Genomic DNA, 16407 nt, shown 5'->3' on the forward strand with positions numbered 1-16407 from the left:
GCTCGCGAAGGCGTCGTGTCAGCCACCTCAATACTGAGTGACACACCGCCTTCGCGAGCAAGCCCGCTCCCACAGGGTCTGTGATTTGCCTGACAAGCCGTATAAATTGCCGGTACCCAAACCCGTATTCATGAGGAGAGCGCGCGTGTCGCCAAGCCTGTTCCGACGATAACCATCAGCCCGCTGTGCGTTTTCAGTTTCGCCCTTTTTTCGGCTGCTATTTATTACAGGCCCAGGTTCATGCCCGAATACGTCAATTGGCTTCGTCACGCTTCGCCTTACATCAACGCCCACCGCGATTGCACCTTTGTCGTCATGCTGCCCGGCGACGGCGTTGAACACCCGAATTTCGGCAATATCGTCCACGACCTGGTGCTGTTGCACAGCCTGGGTGTGCGTCTAGTGCTGGTTCACGGCTCCCGCCCGCAAATCGAAGCGCGCCTCGCGGCCCGTGGCCTGACCCCGCATTACCACCACGGCTTGCGCATCACCGATGCCGCGACCCTGGAGTGCGTGATCGACGCGGTTGGCCAGTTGCGCATTGCCATTGAGGCTCGTCTGTCGATGGACATGGCTTCGTCGCCGATGCAGGGCTCGCGCCTGCGGGTGGCCAGCGGCAACCTGGTGACAGCACGGCCTATCGGCGTGCTTGAAGGCGTCGACTATCACCACACCGGCGAAGTGCGCCGGGTCGACCGCAAGGGCATCAACCGTCTGCTGGACGAGCGCTCCATTGTGCTGCTGTCGCCGCTGGGCTACTCGCCGACCGGGGAGATTTTCAACCTGGCCTGTGAAGATGTCGCCACGCGGGCAGCCATCGAGCTGGGGGCGGACAAGCTGCTGCTGTTTGGCGCCGAACTGGGTTTGATCGACGAAAACGGGCGTCTGGTGCGCGAATTGCGTCCGCAACAGGTGCCGGCGCATTTGCAGCGCCTGGGCAGTAACTATCAGGCGGAACTGTTGGATGCCGCTGCCGAAGCTTGTCGTGGCGGTGTGGCCCGTAGTCATATCGTCAGTTATGCCGAGAACGGTGCACTGCTGACCGAACTGTTCACCCGTGACGGCGGCGGTACGCTGGTGGCGCAGGAGCAGTTCGAAGTGGTGCGCGAAGCGGCCATCGAAGACGTCGGTGGATTGCTGGACTTGATCAGCCCGCTGGAAGAGCAGGGCATCCTGGTGCGCCGTTCCCGCGAGGTGCTGGAGCGCGAAATCGAACAGTTCAGCGTGGTCGAGCGTGAAGGCATGATCATCGCTTGTGCGGCGCTTTATCAGATTGCCGATTCGGATGCCGGTGAACTGGCGTGCCTGGCGGTGAACCCGGAGTATCGCCATGGCGGTCGTGGCGATGAGCTGCTGGAGCGCATTGAAAACCGCGCACGGGCTCAGGGATTGAAAAACTTGTTCGTTCTCACCACGCGCACCGCTCACTGGTTCCGCGAGCGTGGTTTTGTGCCGAGCAGCGTTGACCGCCTGCCGTCGGCGCGGGCGTCGCTGTACAACTATCAGCGTAATTCGAAGATCTTCGAAAAAGCCCTCTGACCGCGTCGCTTTCATCGCGAGCGAGCTCGCTCCCACAGTTGACCGAGTATCCCTGTGGGAGCGAGCCTGCTCGCGATGGGCGCACAGCAGCCTTCAGCAATTACTCAGTGACAAATTTCGCACTGACATACGGCGAATAATCCGGCAGCACCGTCTCCACCTTCCCTTGCTCCTTCAAGAATTTCGCCGTCTCGCCAATGGCCTTGGCCGTGCCGCCATCCAACAGCGCGGTGCTCTGTTGCGCCTTGGCATCCGGGAATGCGGAACCGGCCAGTAACTCCGGCACATCGGCGGCATTGGCACCGGTCAGTTTGGCGATTTTTTGCACGGGCTCCGAGTCGACCGTCCAGTTGGCTTTATGTGCAGCGTAATCAGCAAAGGAATCGAGGGTGACCTTGGCGAATCTGGCCACCACCTCCGGGTGCTTCTCGGCGTAATCCTTGCGCGCCACCCAGACCTCAAAAGTGGGTGCTCCCCATTGGCCTACCTGCGCAGCGTCGGTCAGGGTCTTGCCACTCTTGCGGATTTCCCCCAGGGCGGGCGACCAGACAAACGCGCCATCAATATCACCACGCTTCCAGGCTGCTGCGATTTCCGCCGGCTGCAGGTTCACCACTTTGACTTTCGAACTGTCCAGGCCCCAGTGCTTCAGCGCACCAAGCAGGCTGTAGTGGGAGGTTGAAACGAAAGGTGTAGCGATGGTCTTTCCGATCAGATCTTGCGGTTTTTCGATGCCGCTGCCATTGCGCACCACCAGCGCTTCGGCGGCATTGATCTGGGCCGAGACGATGAACGCGACAATCGGCAGGTTGCGCGAGGCGGCAGCGGCCAGCGGACTGGAGCCGAGATTGCCGATTTGCACATCGCCGGAGGCAATCGCCGTGACCACTTCCGGGCCGCTGTTGAAGCGCCGCCAGTCGATGGGCTGGCCGATGGTTTTTTCATAAAGGCCATCGGCCTGGGGGACTTTGCTGGGGTCGACTCCGGTTTGATAGCCGACGGTGAGGTTCGCCGCCTGGGCGGTGAAAGAAAATGCGAGAGATACACAAACTGTAACAATTGCTCCGGATAGTGCGCGTTTGGTCGTCATGGGGCTGCCTTTCGGTAAGGATTTGTTTCCGAATTGCGTAAGAAACTAATCGATCTAAAAAAGCAAAAATAAATACCGTTTAGGAATTAGCTTATGGGCCGGACCCTCTGTTCTGGGGGATCTGGAAATTGAGCGCTAAATTCCTAAACGGTATTAGAAAAGAAGCGGGTAATTCTTTTCAGGTTCATGACGAATTCATGACCCGGCAGGGACCAAAAAATCGGGGGTTAGACTATGGTCGTAGACACACATGGTTACGATTGACTTGTAGGTCACGGTCTGGCGCTAATCGTGCATCTTAGGATTTCGGGCGACGACTCGAGACCAGGAATACAAGAATTAGAATCGAGAGGAGCTACACAATGAACAAGTCCACCTTGGCTTTGGCCGTGGCCGTAGGGGTTTTGGCGCAGCAGGCAGGCGCCGCAGGTTTCCTGGAAGACAGCAAGGCGTCCATCAGTTCCCGGACCATGTATTACAACAACGATAACCGTGAAGGCGGTGCGGATCAGAAAGAGTCCGCGGAAGGCCTGAAATTCGATTATCTGTCCGGTTTCACCCAAGGTACTGTCGGCTTCGGTATCGACGCCCAGGCACTGCTGGGTATCCACCTGGATGGCGGCAAGGGGCACCATCCGGATGCCAACACCTTTTTCCCAAGCGACACCGATGGTTCGGCCGTACACGAATGGAGCCGTGCGGCGGCCAACGTCAAGGCGCGCTTCTCGAAGACCGAGGCCCACCTGGGTGGCGCTCTGGCACCCAACTTGCCGATTCTGGTCGCGAACGACAGTCGTCTGCTGCCACAGACCTTTGACGGTGGCACCATCACCTCGAAAGAAATCGACAACGTGACCTTCAACGCAGGTCAGTTGGAGCACTCGGCAGGTCGCGCCTCTTCGAACTCCACCGGCTTGGCCGTGGCTGGCGGTACAGAGGACAGCAACAAGTTCTACTACGGTGGTGCTGACTGGAAGGTCACCAAGGACCTGACCCTGCAGTACTACCACTCGAATCTGAAGGACTACTACAAGCAGGACTTCCTTGGCTTGATCCACGTGTTTCCGATCGACGCCAAGCAGTCCTTCAAGACTGATATTCGCTACTTCGACAGCAGCTCCGACGGCAGGAACGGTGATCCGGGTTTCCGTTTCAACAACAACAACGGTTTCGCCAAGACCCCGGGCGAGGTCGATAACAAGACCTGGAGCGCCATGTTCACCTACACCCTGGGTGGCAACGCCTTCCTGGTCGGCCATCAGCGCGTCAACGATGACGGCGGTTTTGTTTTCCTGAACCAGGGCAACGTGGTTGATAGCAATGGCCGTCCGGAAGGGAACGGCGGCGCCAGCTTCTACCTGTTCACCGACGCCATGATCAACGGCTTTGTTCGTGCCGGTGAAAACACTACCTTCGGTCAGTACTCCTATGACTTCGCCGGACTGGGCGTGCCGGGCCTGAAAACTTCGATCGCCTACCTGCATGGCGACAACATCAAGGCTACCAACGGCAGCGGCCCTGATAGCTCCGAGTGGGAACGCGACATGCGGATCGACTACACCATCCAACAGGGCGCTCTCAAAGGTTTCGGCGTCACGCTGCGTAATGGCGTTTACCGTGGCAGTGAAGTCTCCAACAACCCTGATGTTGACCAGACTCGTCTGATCTTCAACTACACCTACAGCTTCCTGTAACAAGCCTTGTGAAAAAACCTCGCCTGATGGCGAGGTTTTTTTGTCTGTTTTTTATTATTCCATTTTGGTCTTTATTGATTATTTTTTATTCTTTTTGGTTTTTATTCATCCCGCTTAAAGTGCGCCTGTCCGGCACTCATCCCTGAGCTCGGATTTAGCAGTTTCGTCCCTCGACCATTGATCAGGTTCAGGAATTGGCCTAGCCGCCGATACCTCGGATCTGTCGTGGGAAGTCATATTCCGAGACGATATTAAAAAGCATCAAGAAATTCTTTTTGGCTTTAAGGCCATGTATCCTGCGGCCCGCCAAATGACCGGCTCAGACGGTTTGCCGCGAATTTATGCATTCAGGATCCCGGGCAATCGATTCGGGACCAGGAACATCAGAATTAGAAACGAGAGGAGCGAAACATGAACAAGTCCACCTTGGCCATGACTGTGGCCGTCGGGGTTTTGACCCAGCAGGCAAGCGCCGCGGGTTTTGTCGAAGACAGCAAGGCAACATTGGGGCTGCGTAACTTCTACATCAACACCGATTACCGAGACGGTACTGGCCCGAACAAAAACGAAGAATGGGGCCAAGGCTTCGATCTGCGTTTCATCTCCGGTTACACCCAGGGCACCGTCGGCTTCGGTATCGATGCGATCGGCCTGTTGGGCGTCAAACTGGATTCCGGTGGCGGCACCAACGGCGCGAGCAACAACTCGTACGGCGGCACCGTGTTCCCGAGCAAGTCCAACGGCGAAGCGGTTGATGACTTCTCCAGCCTGGGTTTGACTGCCAAAGCCAAGATCTCCCAGACCGAGCTGAAGCTGGGTACCTTGCAGCCAAAGCTGCCGGTGATCGTAACCAACGACGGTCGTCTGTTGCCGCAAACCTGGCAGGGCGGCCAGCTCGCCTCGAGCGACATCAAGGACCTGACCTTGATCGGCGGTCAGATCGAGCAGGTAAAAGGTCGTAACTCGAGCAACAACGAACAGTTGTCTATCTCCGGCGCCAACAGCCGTTCCGCTACAGGCCGCGACAGCAACAAGTTCATCTATGCCGGTGGCGACTACAAGATCACCAAGGACCTGACAGCCCAGTACTACTACGGCAACCTGGAAGAGTTCTACAAGCAACACTTCCTGGGCCTGGTGCACAACTGGGCAATCGGCCCTGGCGTATTGAAGTCTGACTTGCGTTACTTCAACAGCTCCGACGACGGTGCCAACGGTCACGACCCTCTGTACTTCACCACCGGCAACTACAGCGGTGCAGCCAACGGCAAAGGCAAGGTCGACAACAACCTGTACAGCGGCCTGTTCCTGTACACCGTTGCCGGTCACACCTTCGGTGGCGGTTACCAGGTCAGCAACGGCAGCAGTGACTTCCCTTGGCTGAACCAGGGCGACGGTTCGTCGAACTACACCATCACCGACTCGCAAATCCAGAAGTTCGGCCGTGCCGGCGAGCGTACCTGGCTAGCACGCTACTCCTATGACTTCGCCAAGGTCGGCGTACCTGGCCTGACGGCGGGCCTGGTGTACCTGCACGGTGACGATATCGATACCGTTAACGCCAAGGGTGGCGAAGCGGCCAATGGTGCTTCCGAGTGGGAGCGCGATTTGAGCCTGGCTTACGTCGTTCAGGAAGGTCCGCTGAAAAACCTGGGCCTGGCGTGGAAAAACGCGACCTGGCGCACCGACCTGCCGAACACGCGTTCGCAGGACGAAAACCGCGTGATCCTCAGCTACTCGATCCCGCTGTTGTAATAGCGCTCGCGTAACCGAGACAAAAAAAGCCCCGCCCGGTATTGCACCGGGCGGGGCTTTTGCGTTTTCAAGACGGGTTCACCCCCGTAATCCCGCCTTGAACTTCCCTCTTTGCAGCAACTCAAGGCCTTCTCGAACCTTGGGGCCGATGTTCGGCCGGTTGTGCGGGCACGTCCAGTGAACAGATATTTAATATTTCTTTATGATCTAAATAAATCGATATTTATTCTTTTTAATAGATAAAAAACACAGGCACAGTTGAACCCATCAAGCACTCACAAGGAGCAGCACCATGGGTCTCAGACTTGGCGATATCGCCCCCGATTTCGAACAGAACTCCAGCGCCGGCACCATCCGTTTCCATCAGTGGCTGGGCGATAGCTGGGGCGTGCTGTTTTCCCATCCGGCGGACTTCACACCGGTGTGCACCACGGAATTGGGTTTTACCGCCAGGCTCAAGGATGAGTTCGCAGCGCGCGGCGTCAAGGCCATCGCTTTGTCGGTGGACCCGGTGGAGTCGCACCACAGGTGGATCGAGGACATCAACGAAACCCAGGCCACCGTGGTCAACTTTCCGATCCTGGATGACGCCGACCGCAAGGTCTCGGACCTCTACGACCTGATCCACCCCAACGCCAACGACACCCTGACCGTGCGCTCGCTGTTCGTGATCGACCCGAACAAAAAGGTCCGGCTGACGATTACCTACCCGGCAAGCACCGGGCGCAATTTCAATGAAATCCTGCGGGTGATCGACTCGCTGCAACTCACCGATAACTACAAGGTGGCCACACCGGCCAACTGGCAGGACGGTGATGAGGTGGTGATCGTGCCGTCGCTCAAGGATGAGGATGAAATCAAGCAGCGTTTTCCCAAGGGCTATCGGGCGGTCAAGCCTTACCTGCGCCTGACGCCGCAGCCGAACCGGTAAGTCGCCGGCATCGGCGGTGTGGCTGATGCCGTCTTCGCGAGCAAGCCCGCTCCCACATTTGTCCGCGTCCTTCTGTGGGAGCGGGCTTGCTCGCGAAGGCGTCGGGTCAGACACCACAGACCTCACAGTTAACAGCACCCACAAAGCAGGGGATTTTCAGGCCGTTTCGACGGCCTGTTTTTTTGCCTGGAAGAAACCGGTTTTCATATTTCTTTAACGAATAACCAAATGAATAAATATGATTTATGGATATATAAATCAACTGTTAAGGTCACTCCATCAAAGCGAGATCGCAAGCCGCGAATCGTCAACACCGTGCAAGGAATCGTCTGAATGTTGGTTGTCTCACTCGGTGGCAGTCCCAGTCAGCGCTCTCGTTCCGGGGTGCTGCTGGATCGCTCCCAGCGTTGGTTGCAAGGGCAGGGCGTGGAAGTGGTGAGTTATCAGGTACGGGACTTCCCGGCCGAGGACTTGCTGCACGCACGCTTCGACAGCCCCAAGGTGATCGACCTGCTGCAACAGATTGAAAACGCCGATGGCCTGCTGATCGCCACACCGGTTTACAAGGCATCGTTTTCCGGAACACTGAAAGTCGTGCTGGATCTGCTGCCCGAACGCGCCTTGAGCCACAAGGTGGTTCTGCCGATGGCCACGGGCGGCAGCATCGCTCACATGCTGGCGGTGGACTACGCGCTCAAGCCGGTGCTGTCGGCATTGAAGGCCCAGGAAATGCTGCAAGGCATTTTCGCCGTCGACAGCCAGATCGCCTACGGCGAAGGCAGCGCCCTGGCGCAATTGGCGCCGGAGCTGGAGCAACGACTGAATGAATCGCTGGAGCTGTTTTTCAGCGCCATGGCGCGACGGCCCAAGCCGCTCGACCCGAACCTGTTGAATGATCGCTTGTTGAGTGCTCGCTGGAGCATTTGAGCCTCACCGAAAAATTGAAGTACTGGCCTTACTCGCCCGCCAACGGGCAAGCAGGTGCAGCCAAAACCCAACTGCAAAAAGGAGAGCGCCATGCGCCCTGTCATTTTGCGTCGTGGTCTGGTCGCTCTGTTTGCTGCGGCTGTCACCTTCGGCGCCATTACTCAAGCTCAGGCCGAGACATTACGAATCGGCTATCAGAAATACGGCACCCTGGTGCTGCTCAAAGCCAAAGGCACCCTGGAAAAACGCCTCGCCGCCCAAGGCGTGGACGTGCAATGGACTGAATTTCCCGGTGGCCCGCAACTGCTTGAAGGCCTGAACGTCGGCTCCATCGACTTCGGCGTCACTGGCGAAACGCCTCCGGTGTTTGCCCAGGCAGCGGGTGCCGATTTGCTCTACGTCGCCTATGAACCGCCAGCGCCGCACAGCGAAGCGATCCTGGTGCCGAAGGACTCGGCGATCAAATCGGTAGCAGAGCTCAAGGACAAGAAAGTCGTGCTCAACAAGGGCTCCAACGTGCACTACCTGCTGGTGCGTGCGCTGGAAGACGCCGGCCTCAAATACACCGACATCCAGACCGTATTCCTGCCGCCAGCCGATGCCCGCGCCGCGTTCGAGCGTGGCAGCGTCGACGCCTGGGTGATCTGGGACCCGTACCAGGCCGCCGCCGAACAACAGCTGCAAGCGCGCACCCTGCGCGATGGCCAGGGCATCGTCGACAACCATCAGTTCTACCTGGCAACCAAGCCTTATGCGCAGAAAAATCCCGAGGTGATCAAGACCCTGGTGGAAGAAGTGCGCGCGGTGGGCGAGTGGTCCAGGGCTAACCCGCAAGAGGTGACCGAACAGGTTTCGCCGCTGCTCGGCCTGCCTGCAAACATCACCCTGACCTCGGTGAAACGCCAGGGTTATGGCGCGCTGTTCCTCACCCCGGAAGTGGTCGCCGCACAGCAGAAAATCGCCGACAGCTTCTATCAGCTCAAGCTGATTCCCAAGCAGTTGAGCATCAAAGACGTGATCTGGACGCCGCCGGCTGCCGTTGCCCAAAGCTCAGTAACCAAAGCCCAATAAATCGCTTCCCCAAGGAGACCACTCCATGAGCCTCAATATTTTCTGGTTCCTGCCTACCCACGGCGACGGCCATTACCTTGGCACCGCCGAAGGCGCACGCGCCGTCGATCACGGTTACCTGCAACAAGTCGCACAGGCAGCGGATCGCCTGGGTTTTGGCGGGGTGCTGATCCCTACCGGTCGCTCTTGCGAAGACTCGTGGCTGGTGGCGGCATCGCTGATTCCGGTGACCCAGCGCTTGAAGTTCCTTGTCGCCCTTCGCCCCGGGATCATTTCCCCGACGGTGGCAGCGCGTCAGGCTGCGACCCTGGATCGACTGTCTGGTGGTCGTGCGTTGTTCAATCTGGTGACGGGTGGTGATCCGGAAGAGTTGGCGGGCGATGGGCTGTTCCTCAGCCACGAAGAGCGCTATCAGGCCTCGGTGGAATTCACTCGCATCTGGCGCCGGGTGCTGGAAGGTGAAACCGTCGATTACGACGGTCAGCACATCAGCGTGAAGGGAGCGAAATTGCTCTATCCACCGATCCAGCAACCGCGTCCGCCGCTGTACTTCGGCGGTTCCTCGGAGGCCGCGCAAGACCTGGCCGCCGAACAGGTGGAAATGGTCCTGACCTGGGGCGAGCCACCGACCGCCGTTGCGGAAAAAATCGAACAGGTCCGTGCCAAGGCCGCCAAGCTCGGACGCACCGTGCGCTTCGGCATTCGCCTGCATGTGATCGTGCGTGAAACCAACGCCGAAGCTTGGCAAGCGGCGGATAAACTGATCTCGCATCTGGACAACGAGACCATCGCCCGTGCCCAGGCTTCGCTGGCGCGTTTCGATTCGGTCGGTCAGCAACGCATGGCAGCATTGCATGGCGGCAACCGCGAAAATCTTGAAGTCAGCCCTAACCTGTGGGCCGGCGTCGGCCTGGTACGCGGCGGTGCCGGTACGGCGCTGGTGGGCGATGGTCCGACCGTGGCTGCCCGCGTGAAGGAGTACGCGGACCTGGGCATCGATACCTTCATCTTCTCCGGTTATCCACACCTGGAAGAGTCGTACCGGGTGGCCGAGTTGCTGTTCCCGCACCTCGATGTCGAGCGTCCTGAACTGCCGAAAAGCGCCGGCTACGTCAGCCCGTTCGGCGAGATGGTCGCCAACGACATTCTACCCAAAGCCGCGTCCCAGAGCTGAGGCGCGGTCATGAAGAAAATCATCCACAGCCTGGCGCCCTGGGCGTTGCCGGTGCTGCTGCTGGCGGTATGGCAATTGAGTGTGTCGGCGGGCTGGTTGTCGACACGGATACTGCCGGCACCCATCGCCGTGATCGAGGCCGGCGTGAGCCTGGTGCGCAGCGGCGAAATCTGGACACATCTGGCGATCAGTGGCTGGCGTGCCGCGCTGGGCTTCACCATCGGTGGCGGCATCGGCCTGACGCTTGGCTTCATCACCGGACTGTCGAAGTGGGGCGAGCGCCTGCTCGACAGTTCGGTGCAGATGATCCGCAATGTGCCGCACCTGGCGCTGATTCCGCTGGTGATCCTGTGGTTCGGCATCGACGAGTCGGCGAAGATTTTCCTGGTGGCGCTGGGCACGTTGTTTCCGATCTACCTCAACACCTATCACGGCATCCGCAACGTCGATCCGGCCCTGGTGGAGATGGCGCGCAGCTATGGACTGAGCGGTTTCAGCCTGTTCTGGCAGGTGATTCTGCCGGGGGCACTTCCTTCGATCCTGGTCGGCGTGCGCTTCGCCCTGGGTTTCATGTGGCTGACGTTGATCGTGGCGGAAACCATTTCCGCGAGTTCCGGCATCGGCTATCTGGCAATGAATGCCCGGGAGTTCTTGCAGACCGACGTGGTGGTGCTGGCGATTCTGTTGTACGCGGTGCTCGGCAAACTGGCCGACCTCGCAGCCCGTGGACTTGAACGAGTGTGGCTGCGCTGGCACCCGGCCTACCAGGTTGCCAAGGGAGGTGCGGCATGATCGCAGAGCAACCTCCGCGACTGCTGCGCGGGATTCCGCTGGCGGTGCGCAAGCTGCAAAAAACCTTTGGCTCGCGGCAGGTGCTGCGCGAGATCGACCTGCACATTCCGGCGGGCCAGTTTGTCGCCGTGGTCGGTCGCAGCGGCTGTGGCAAAAGTACCTTGCTGCGCTTGCTCGCCGGCCTCGATCAACCAACCGGCGGCGAGTTACTCGCCGGTGCCGCGTCATTGAGTGACGCGCGGGAAGACACGCGGCTGATGTTCCAGGAAGCGCGTTTGCTGCCCTGGAAAAAGATCATCGACAACGTCGGTCTGGGCCTCAAGGGCAACTGGCGGCCGCAAGCGCTTGAAGCCTTGGAAGCGGTGGGCCTGGCCGATCGCGCCCACGAGTGGCCTGCTGCGCTGTCCGGTGGACAGAAGCAACGCGTGGCCTTGGCCCGTGCGTTGATTCATCAACCGCGCCTGCTGTTGCTCGACGAACCCTTGGGTGCGCTGGATGCCCTGACCCGAATTGAAATGCAGCAACTGATCGAACGGCTCTGGCAGCAGCACGGCTTCACCGTGTTGCTGGTGACCCATGACGTCAGTGAAGCGGTGGCGATTGCCGATCGGGTGATCCTGATCGAAGACGGCGAAGTCGGCCTCGACCTGCACGTGGAACTGCCGCGCCCTCGGGTTCGTGGCTCCCATCGGCTGGCGGCGCTGGAAACCGAAGTGCTCAATCGCGTGCTGGCGCTGCCCGGCCAACCGCCGGAACCGGAACCTGTTTCACCCTTGCCTACGCAATTGCGCTGGGCTCAATAACTCGAGTCTTACCCAACGACAGGAATCAACATCATGACGATCAAGGCCATCAACGTTCGCAACCAGTTCAAAGGCTCCATCAAGGAAATCGTCCTCGGCGACGTGCTCTCGGAAATCGACGTGCAGACCGCGTCCGGCATTGTCACTTCGGTGATCACCACGCGCTCGGTGAAAGAGCTGGAGCTGGCAGTCGGCAGTGAAGTGATCGCGTTTGTGAAATCCACCGAGGTGTCGATCGCCAAGTTGTAAGGCGCATGCGTAAACAACAACCCCGAAGGGTTTGAGCCCTTCGGGGTTTTTTGTGCGTGTGTATCAGCGAGATTCGCGGCGCGGCCTTCGCGAGCAAGCCCGCTCCCACAGGGGAATGCATTCCAAATGTGGGAGCGGGCTTGCTCGCGAAGAGGCCGGTGTGATCAATAAAGATCTCAGGCTGGAACGCTGCGTTTGGGCAGATACGGCGGCAAATACAACCCCACATACGCATCAAACACCCGCATCCCTTCCTCGGCCATGCGCGGCGTAATCTGCCCGTGCTGTTGCACCGAGCGCGCATACACCCGGTCGCCGAGCTCCATGGCCAAGGCGAACACATCGACATCACTGGGCAATGTCGGCAGCTCGAAGTGATGGTCGAACAGCTTGTGCATCAGGTCGCCCAGTTCGATGTCGTGCTGGCGGTCGGCCTGGGTGACTTCGGTCAGGCCGTGCTGGGCCAGAATGAGTTGGCGGGCGGCGGCGTCCTCTGCATAGATGTCGAGCATGCGTTGCTCCACCAGTCGCGACAGATCGCGCCAGCCATTCAAGGCGAGGTGATCGATGGGGGCTTGCAGGCAGGCGCGGAAGGCCGCGTGGACGTCGGCGGTCAAGGCTTCGAGCAACGCCGGCACGCTGGCGAAGAAGTGGTAGACCGAGGAGGGTGGAATCTCCGCGCGCTCGGCGACGCTGTAGATCGACAGGCTGGCCACACCCTCGGCAGCCAGCAGCGTGCGGGCCGCATCGAGTATCGAATCGATCCGGGCCTGGCTGCGTGCGCGGGGTTTGCGGGGGGTGGCTACGCGTGTCATTGGAGTCTCCTGCGGGGCAGCGGGCATTGTACGAGTCGGGTTGTGCGTTGTCTCGTTGGCCGCCATCGTCGGAACGCCGCAGGCGGCCATAAAAAAACGCCGCAGGCTTTTACAGCCAGCGGCGTTTCTTTTTTACTGCAACCGATTAAACGGTATGCAGGTACCAGTTGTACTCGAGGTCGGAGATGGAGTGTTCGAACTCTTCCAGCTCGCTCTCTTTACAGGCCACGAAGATATCGATGTATTTCGGATCGATGTACTTGGCCATGACTTCGCTGTCGTCCAGCTCGCGCAGTGCATCACGCAGGTTGTTCGGCAGGCTTTGCTCGTTCTGCTCGTAGCTGTTGCCTTCAACCGGGTCGCCAGGCTCGATCTTGTTGACCAGGCCGTGGTGCACGCCTGCCAGGACCGAAGCCATCAGCAGGTACGGGTTGGCATCGGCGCCGGCTACACGATGCTCGATGCGCACGGCGTCGGAGGAACCGGTCGGTACGCGAATCGCCACGGTGCGGTTATCCAGGCCCCAGCACGGCGAGTTCGGCACGTAGAACTGTGCGCCGAAACGGCGGTAGGAGTTGACGTTCGGGCAGAGGAAAGCCATCTGCGCCGGTAGGGTCTCGAGCACACCGCCGATCGCGTGACGCAGTGCGGCGTTCTGCTCGGGATCCTCACTGGCAAAAATGTTCTTGCCGTCTTTGTCGAGAATCGAGATGTGGACGTGCAGACCATTACCCGCCTGGCCTGGGTAAGGCTTGGCCATGAAGGTGGTGTCCATTTCATGGTCGTAGGCGATGTTCTTGATCAGGCGCTTGAGCAGGACCGCGTAGTCGCAGGCCTTGATCGGGTCGGCCACGTGGTGCAGGTTCACTTCGAACTGCGCCGGGGCACTTTCCTTGACGATGGCGTCGGCCGGAATGCCTTGCTCTTTTGCACCTTCCAGAATGTCCTGGAGGCAGTCGACGTATTCGTCGAGGTCGTCGATCAGGTAGACCTGAGTCGAGTGCGGACGTTTGCCGGAAACCGGCGAGCGAGGTGGTTGCGGACGACCGTTCACGTTCTCCTGGTCGATCAGGTAGAACTCCAGTTCGAACGCGGCGCAGATAGTCAGTCCCATTTCGTCGAACTTGCGCACCACATTGGCCAGCACTTCACGCGGGTCGGCGAAGAATGGCTCGCCTTCGAGTTCGTGCATGGTCATCAACAGTTGCGCGGTCGGGCGCTTCTGCCATGGCTCGTTGCATAGGGTATCGGGGATTGGATAGCAGATTCGGTCAGCATCACCGATGTCCAGGCCCAGGCCGGTGCTTTCCACCGTCGAGCCATTGATATCCAGAGCAAATAAAGAGGCCGGCAGGTTGATGCCTTTCTCGTAAACCTTGTGGAGGCTGGTGCGTTCGATGCGCTTGCCGCGCACCACACCATTCATATCCGCAATCAGAAGGTCAACGTACAGAACCTCAGGATGTTCCTTAAGGAACGCGTTCGCTTCGTTAAGCTGAACGGCACGCGGGGGTACCGACATGATGCAACACCTTTGTTGTTAAAAATATCAATCATTGATCTTTTCAGATTCCAGTCAACCCGAACGGCATGCCGAAGTCAAGCGAGGCCTTTTTTGCCCTAAAAAAGCGCCCGTGTGGCTTTTTTGAGGCACTTTGGGGCGTTTTTATGCCTTTGGCCTCTATGGCGCCCGCAGGCTTGAGCGGGCCGTGTTGTATTTTTTACGGGGGTGTTGTGTAAAAAAATGAACAAGGCTAAGCTCGAATCAAACCCATAACAGCAATAATACCGGGGTGCTTCATGTCTCGCCTGCCGATAATCGGCGTCACCGACTGCTCAAGACAGGTCGGTCGGCATGTTTATCACATCAGTGATGACACGTCCGTCCGTTCCGTGGCCCCAGCGGTTCTGGTGATCCTCCCATCCGTGACGGTTCGACCGTCCCCGTCCGATATTCTGGACGGTTGCGATGGCACCCCCATTACGGTTACTCCATTCAATATAGAACCGATTCACAATAGCGGCCTGACCATCGTTCAGGGCACCGCTCGCGATTCTGCACGCCCGGCCTCCGCTGCCGTGTCGGCAAGCACGATAATCTGCCGCGCAAACGCTCTACAACGCGACGCCGATGCGTCAAACAACGCCTGACCTTACAAGGGTCAGACAACTCAAGCCTAGAGGCATTTATGAGTAACAACCTCGACCAGCTCACCGATTGGTTGAAAAACCACAAGATCACAGAAGTCGAATGCATGATCGCCGACTTGACCGGGATTACCCGGGGCAAGATTTCGCCGACCAACAAATTCATCGCCGAAAAAGGCATGCGCCTGCCAGAAAGTGTGCTGTTGCAGACCGTGACCGGCGATTACGTCGAAGACGACATCTATTACGAACTGCTCGACCCGGCCGACATCGACATGATCTGCCGTCCCGACCAGAGCGCGGTGTACCTGGTGCCGTGGGCCATCGAGCCGACCGCCATCGTCATCCACGACACCTACGACAAGCAAGGCAACCCAATCGAGTTGTCGCCACGCAACGTGCTCAAGAAAGTCCTGAAACTCTATACCGACAAAGGCTGGCAGCCGATCGTGGCGCCAGAAATGGAGTTTTACCTGACCAAGCGCAGTGACGACCCGGATTACCCGCTGCAACCGCCAATCGGCCGCTCCGGTCGCCCGGAAACCGGTCGTCAGTCGTTCTCCATTGAAGCGGCGAACGAATTCGATCCGCTGTTCGAAGACGTCTACGACTGGTGCGAACTGCAGGACCTGGACCTCGATACGCTGATCCACGAGGACGGCACGGCGCAGATGGAAATCAACTTCCGTCACGGCGATGCCCTGTCCCTGGCCGACCAGATCCTGGTGTTCAAGCGCACCATGCGCGAAGCCGCGCTCAAGCACGACGTGGCCGCGACCTTCATGGCCAAACCGATGACCGGCGAGCCGGGCAGCGCCATGCACTTGCACCAGAGCATCATCGACATCGAGACCGGCAAGAACATCTTCTCTAATGAAGACGGGACCATGAGCCAGTTGTTCCTGCACCACATCGGTGGCTTGCAGAAACTCATTCCCGAGCTGTTGCCGCTGTTCGCACCCAACGTCAACTCGTTCCGCCGCTTCCTGCCGGATACCTCGGCGCCGGTGAACGTGGAGTGGGGCGAAGAGAACCGCACCGTGGGCCTGCGGGTTCCGGATGCGGGGCCGCAAAACCGTCGGGTGGAAAACCGCCTGCCGGGCGCCGATGCCAACCCCTACCTGGCGATTGCCGCGAGCCTGCTCTGCGGTTACATCGGCATGGTCGAAGGCCTGAACCCGAGTGCGCCGGTGGTGGGGCGTGGCTATGAACGCCGCAACCTGCGCCTGCCGCTGACCATCGAAGACGCGCTGGAGCGTATGGAACACAGCGCGACCATCGAGCGGTACCTGGGCAAAAATTTCATCACTGGCTACGTTGCGGTCAAGCGAGCCGAGCATGAAAACTTCAAGCGCGTGATCAGTTCGTGGGAAAGGGAATTCCTGCTCTTTGCCGTCTGATACGCCGGGCGCCGCCGCT

At 59.1% G+C, this 16407-nt stretch carries 14 protein-coding genes; 11 read left to right on the top strand and 3 right to left on the bottom strand.

From position 1 onward, the window contains the following. Positions 1–240: 240 nt before the first annotated feature. Entirely contained in the window at positions 241–1539 is a 1299-nt protein-coding gene (gene argA, locus KGB28_RS11720; protein ID WP_223445120.1) for an amino-acid N-acetyltransferase, read from the top strand. Positions 1540–1639: 100 nt separating this feature from the next. Here argA and tauA read toward each other — a convergent pair whose 3' ends face one another. After that, positions 1640–2629, bottom strand: coding sequence for a taurine ABC transporter substrate-binding protein (gene tauA, locus KGB28_RS11725; protein WP_223445130.1), 990 nt, complete (start codon positions 2627–2629; stop codon positions 1640–1642). 362 nt (positions 2630–2991) lie between these two features. Here tauA and KGB28_RS11730 point away from each other — a divergent pair, with 362 nt between their 5' ends. From KGB28_RS11730 to KGB28_RS11770, 9 genes are all read left to right on the top strand, one after another. Beyond that, positions 2992–4323 carry an OprD family porin gene (locus tag KGB28_RS11730; protein ID WP_223445132.1) on the top strand — a complete coding sequence of 444 codons (1332 nt, stop codon included), beginning with the start codon at positions 2992–2994 and terminating at the stop codon, positions 4321–4323. 411 nt (positions 4324–4734) lie between these two features. Beyond that, entirely contained in the window at positions 4735–6078 is a 1344-nt protein-coding gene (locus KGB28_RS11735; RefSeq protein WP_223445134.1) for an OprD family porin, read from the top strand. A gap of 292 nt (positions 6079–6370) precedes the next feature. Beyond that, the gene (locus tag KGB28_RS11740) at positions 6371–7009 is read left to right on the top strand and encodes a peroxiredoxin (RefSeq protein WP_223445135.1); all 639 of its coding nucleotides are present in this window, start codon (positions 6371–6373) and stop codon (positions 7007–7009) included. Positions 7010–7342: 333 nt separating this feature from the next. Continuing rightward, positions 7343–7936 (top strand): NADPH-dependent FMN reductase, encoded by a 594-nt coding sequence (gene ssuE, locus KGB28_RS11745; RefSeq protein ID WP_223445137.1) that lies wholly within the window; start codon positions 7343–7345, stop codon positions 7934–7936. Between the two features lie 90 nt (positions 7937–8026). After that, positions 8027–9007, top strand: coding sequence for a sulfonate ABC transporter substrate-binding protein (locus tag KGB28_RS11750; protein ID WP_223445147.1), 981 nt, complete (start codon positions 8027–8029; stop codon positions 9005–9007). A 25-nt stretch (positions 9008–9032) separates the two neighbouring features. After that, complete coding sequence (gene ssuD / locus KGB28_RS11755; protein ID WP_223445149.1) at positions 9033–10181, top strand: FMNH2-dependent alkanesulfonate monooxygenase; 1149 nt, start codon at positions 9033–9035, stop codon at positions 10179–10181. 9 nt (positions 10182–10190) lie between these two features. Then, positions 10191–10973, top strand: coding sequence for an aliphatic sulfonate ABC transporter permease SsuC (ssuC, locus tag KGB28_RS11760; RefSeq protein ID WP_057712846.1), 783 nt, complete (start codon positions 10191–10193; stop codon positions 10971–10973). Beyond that, positions 10970–11776 carry an aliphatic sulfonates ABC transporter ATP-binding protein gene (gene ssuB, locus KGB28_RS11765; protein ID WP_223445150.1) on the top strand — a complete coding sequence of 269 codons (807 nt, stop codon included), beginning with the start codon at positions 10970–10972 and terminating at the stop codon, positions 11774–11776. The genes ssuC and ssuB overlap by 4 nt, the downstream gene beginning before the upstream one ends. 33 nt (positions 11777–11809) lie before the next feature. Then, positions 11810–12025, top strand: coding sequence for a molybdopterin-binding protein (locus tag KGB28_RS11770; RefSeq protein WP_007967989.1), 216 nt, complete (start codon positions 11810–11812; stop codon positions 12023–12025). 176 nt (positions 12026–12201) lie between these two features. Here the strand turns inward: KGB28_RS11770 and KGB28_RS11775 are convergent, their stop codons facing one another. Together KGB28_RS11775 and KGB28_RS11780 are read right to left on the bottom strand one after the other, a co-directional pair. Continuing rightward, entirely contained in the window at positions 12202–12840 is a 639-nt protein-coding gene (locus KGB28_RS11775; RefSeq protein ID WP_150724984.1) for a TetR/AcrR family transcriptional regulator, read from the bottom strand. A 145-nt stretch (positions 12841–12985) separates the two neighbouring features. Continuing rightward, positions 12986–14362 carry a glutamine synthetase family protein gene (locus KGB28_RS11780; RefSeq protein ID WP_150716318.1) on the bottom strand — a complete coding sequence of 459 codons (1377 nt, stop codon included), beginning with the start codon at positions 14360–14362 and terminating at the stop codon, positions 12986–12988. A 667-nt stretch (positions 14363–15029) separates the two neighbouring features. Here KGB28_RS11780 and KGB28_RS11785 point away from each other — a divergent pair. Continuing rightward, the gene (locus KGB28_RS11785; RefSeq protein WP_150755039.1) at positions 15030–16388 is read left to right on the top strand and encodes a glutamine synthetase family protein; all 1359 of its coding nucleotides are present in this window, start codon (positions 15030–15032) and stop codon (positions 16386–16388) included. The last annotated feature ends 19 nt before the right edge of the window (positions 16389–16407 follow it).

The sequence above is a fragment of the Pseudomonas sp. BF-R-19 genome (assembly GCF_019956445.1).
Classification (GTDB): domain Bacteria; phylum Pseudomonadota; class Gammaproteobacteria; order Pseudomonadales; family Pseudomonadaceae; genus Aquipseudomonas; species Aquipseudomonas fluorescens_BH.

What these genes read in the sequence shown, in the direction of transcription:
- argA (WP_223445120.1), top strand. Translation starts at nt 241, where the DNA reads ATGCCCGAATACGTCAATTGGCTTCGTCACGCTTCGCCTTACATCAAC.
- tauA (WP_223445130.1), bottom strand. Translation starts at nt 2,629, where the DNA reads ATGACGACCAAACGCGCACTATCCGGAGCAATTGTTACAGTTTGTGTA.
- KGB28_RS11730 (WP_223445132.1), top strand. Translation starts at nt 2,992, where the DNA reads ATGAACAAGTCCACCTTGGCTTTGGCCGTGGCCGTAGGGGTTTTGGCG.
- KGB28_RS11735 (WP_223445134.1), top strand. Translation starts at nt 4,735, where the DNA reads ATGAACAAGTCCACCTTGGCCATGACTGTGGCCGTCGGGGTTTTGACC.
- KGB28_RS11740 (WP_223445135.1), top strand. Translation starts at nt 6,371, where the DNA reads ATGGGTCTCAGACTTGGCGATATCGCCCCCGATTTCGAACAGAACTCC.
- ssuE (WP_223445137.1), top strand. Translation starts at nt 7,343, where the DNA reads ATGTTGGTTGTCTCACTCGGTGGCAGTCCCAGTCAGCGCTCTCGTTCC.
- KGB28_RS11750 (WP_223445147.1), top strand. Translation starts at nt 8,027, where the DNA reads ATGCGCCCTGTCATTTTGCGTCGTGGTCTGGTCGCTCTGTTTGCTGCG.
- ssuD (WP_223445149.1), top strand. Translation starts at nt 9,033, where the DNA reads ATGAGCCTCAATATTTTCTGGTTCCTGCCTACCCACGGCGACGGCCAT.
- ssuC (WP_057712846.1), top strand. Translation starts at nt 10,191, where the DNA reads ATGAAGAAAATCATCCACAGCCTGGCGCCCTGGGCGTTGCCGGTGCTG.
- ssuB (WP_223445150.1), top strand. Translation starts at nt 10,970, where the DNA reads ATGATCGCAGAGCAACCTCCGCGACTGCTGCGCGGGATTCCGCTGGCG.
- KGB28_RS11770 (WP_007967989.1), top strand. Translation starts at nt 11,810, where the DNA reads ATGACGATCAAGGCCATCAACGTTCGCAACCAGTTCAAAGGCTCCATC.
- KGB28_RS11775 (WP_150724984.1), bottom strand. Translation starts at nt 12,840, where the DNA reads ATGACACGCGTAGCCACCCCCCGCAAACCCCGCGCACGCAGCCAGGCC.
- KGB28_RS11780 (WP_150716318.1), bottom strand. Translation starts at nt 14,362, where the DNA reads ATGTCGGTACCCCCGCGTGCCGTTCAGCTTAACGAAGCGAACGCGTTC.
- KGB28_RS11785 (WP_150755039.1), top strand. Translation starts at nt 15,030, where the DNA reads ATGAGTAACAACCTCGACCAGCTCACCGATTGGTTGAAAAACCACAAG.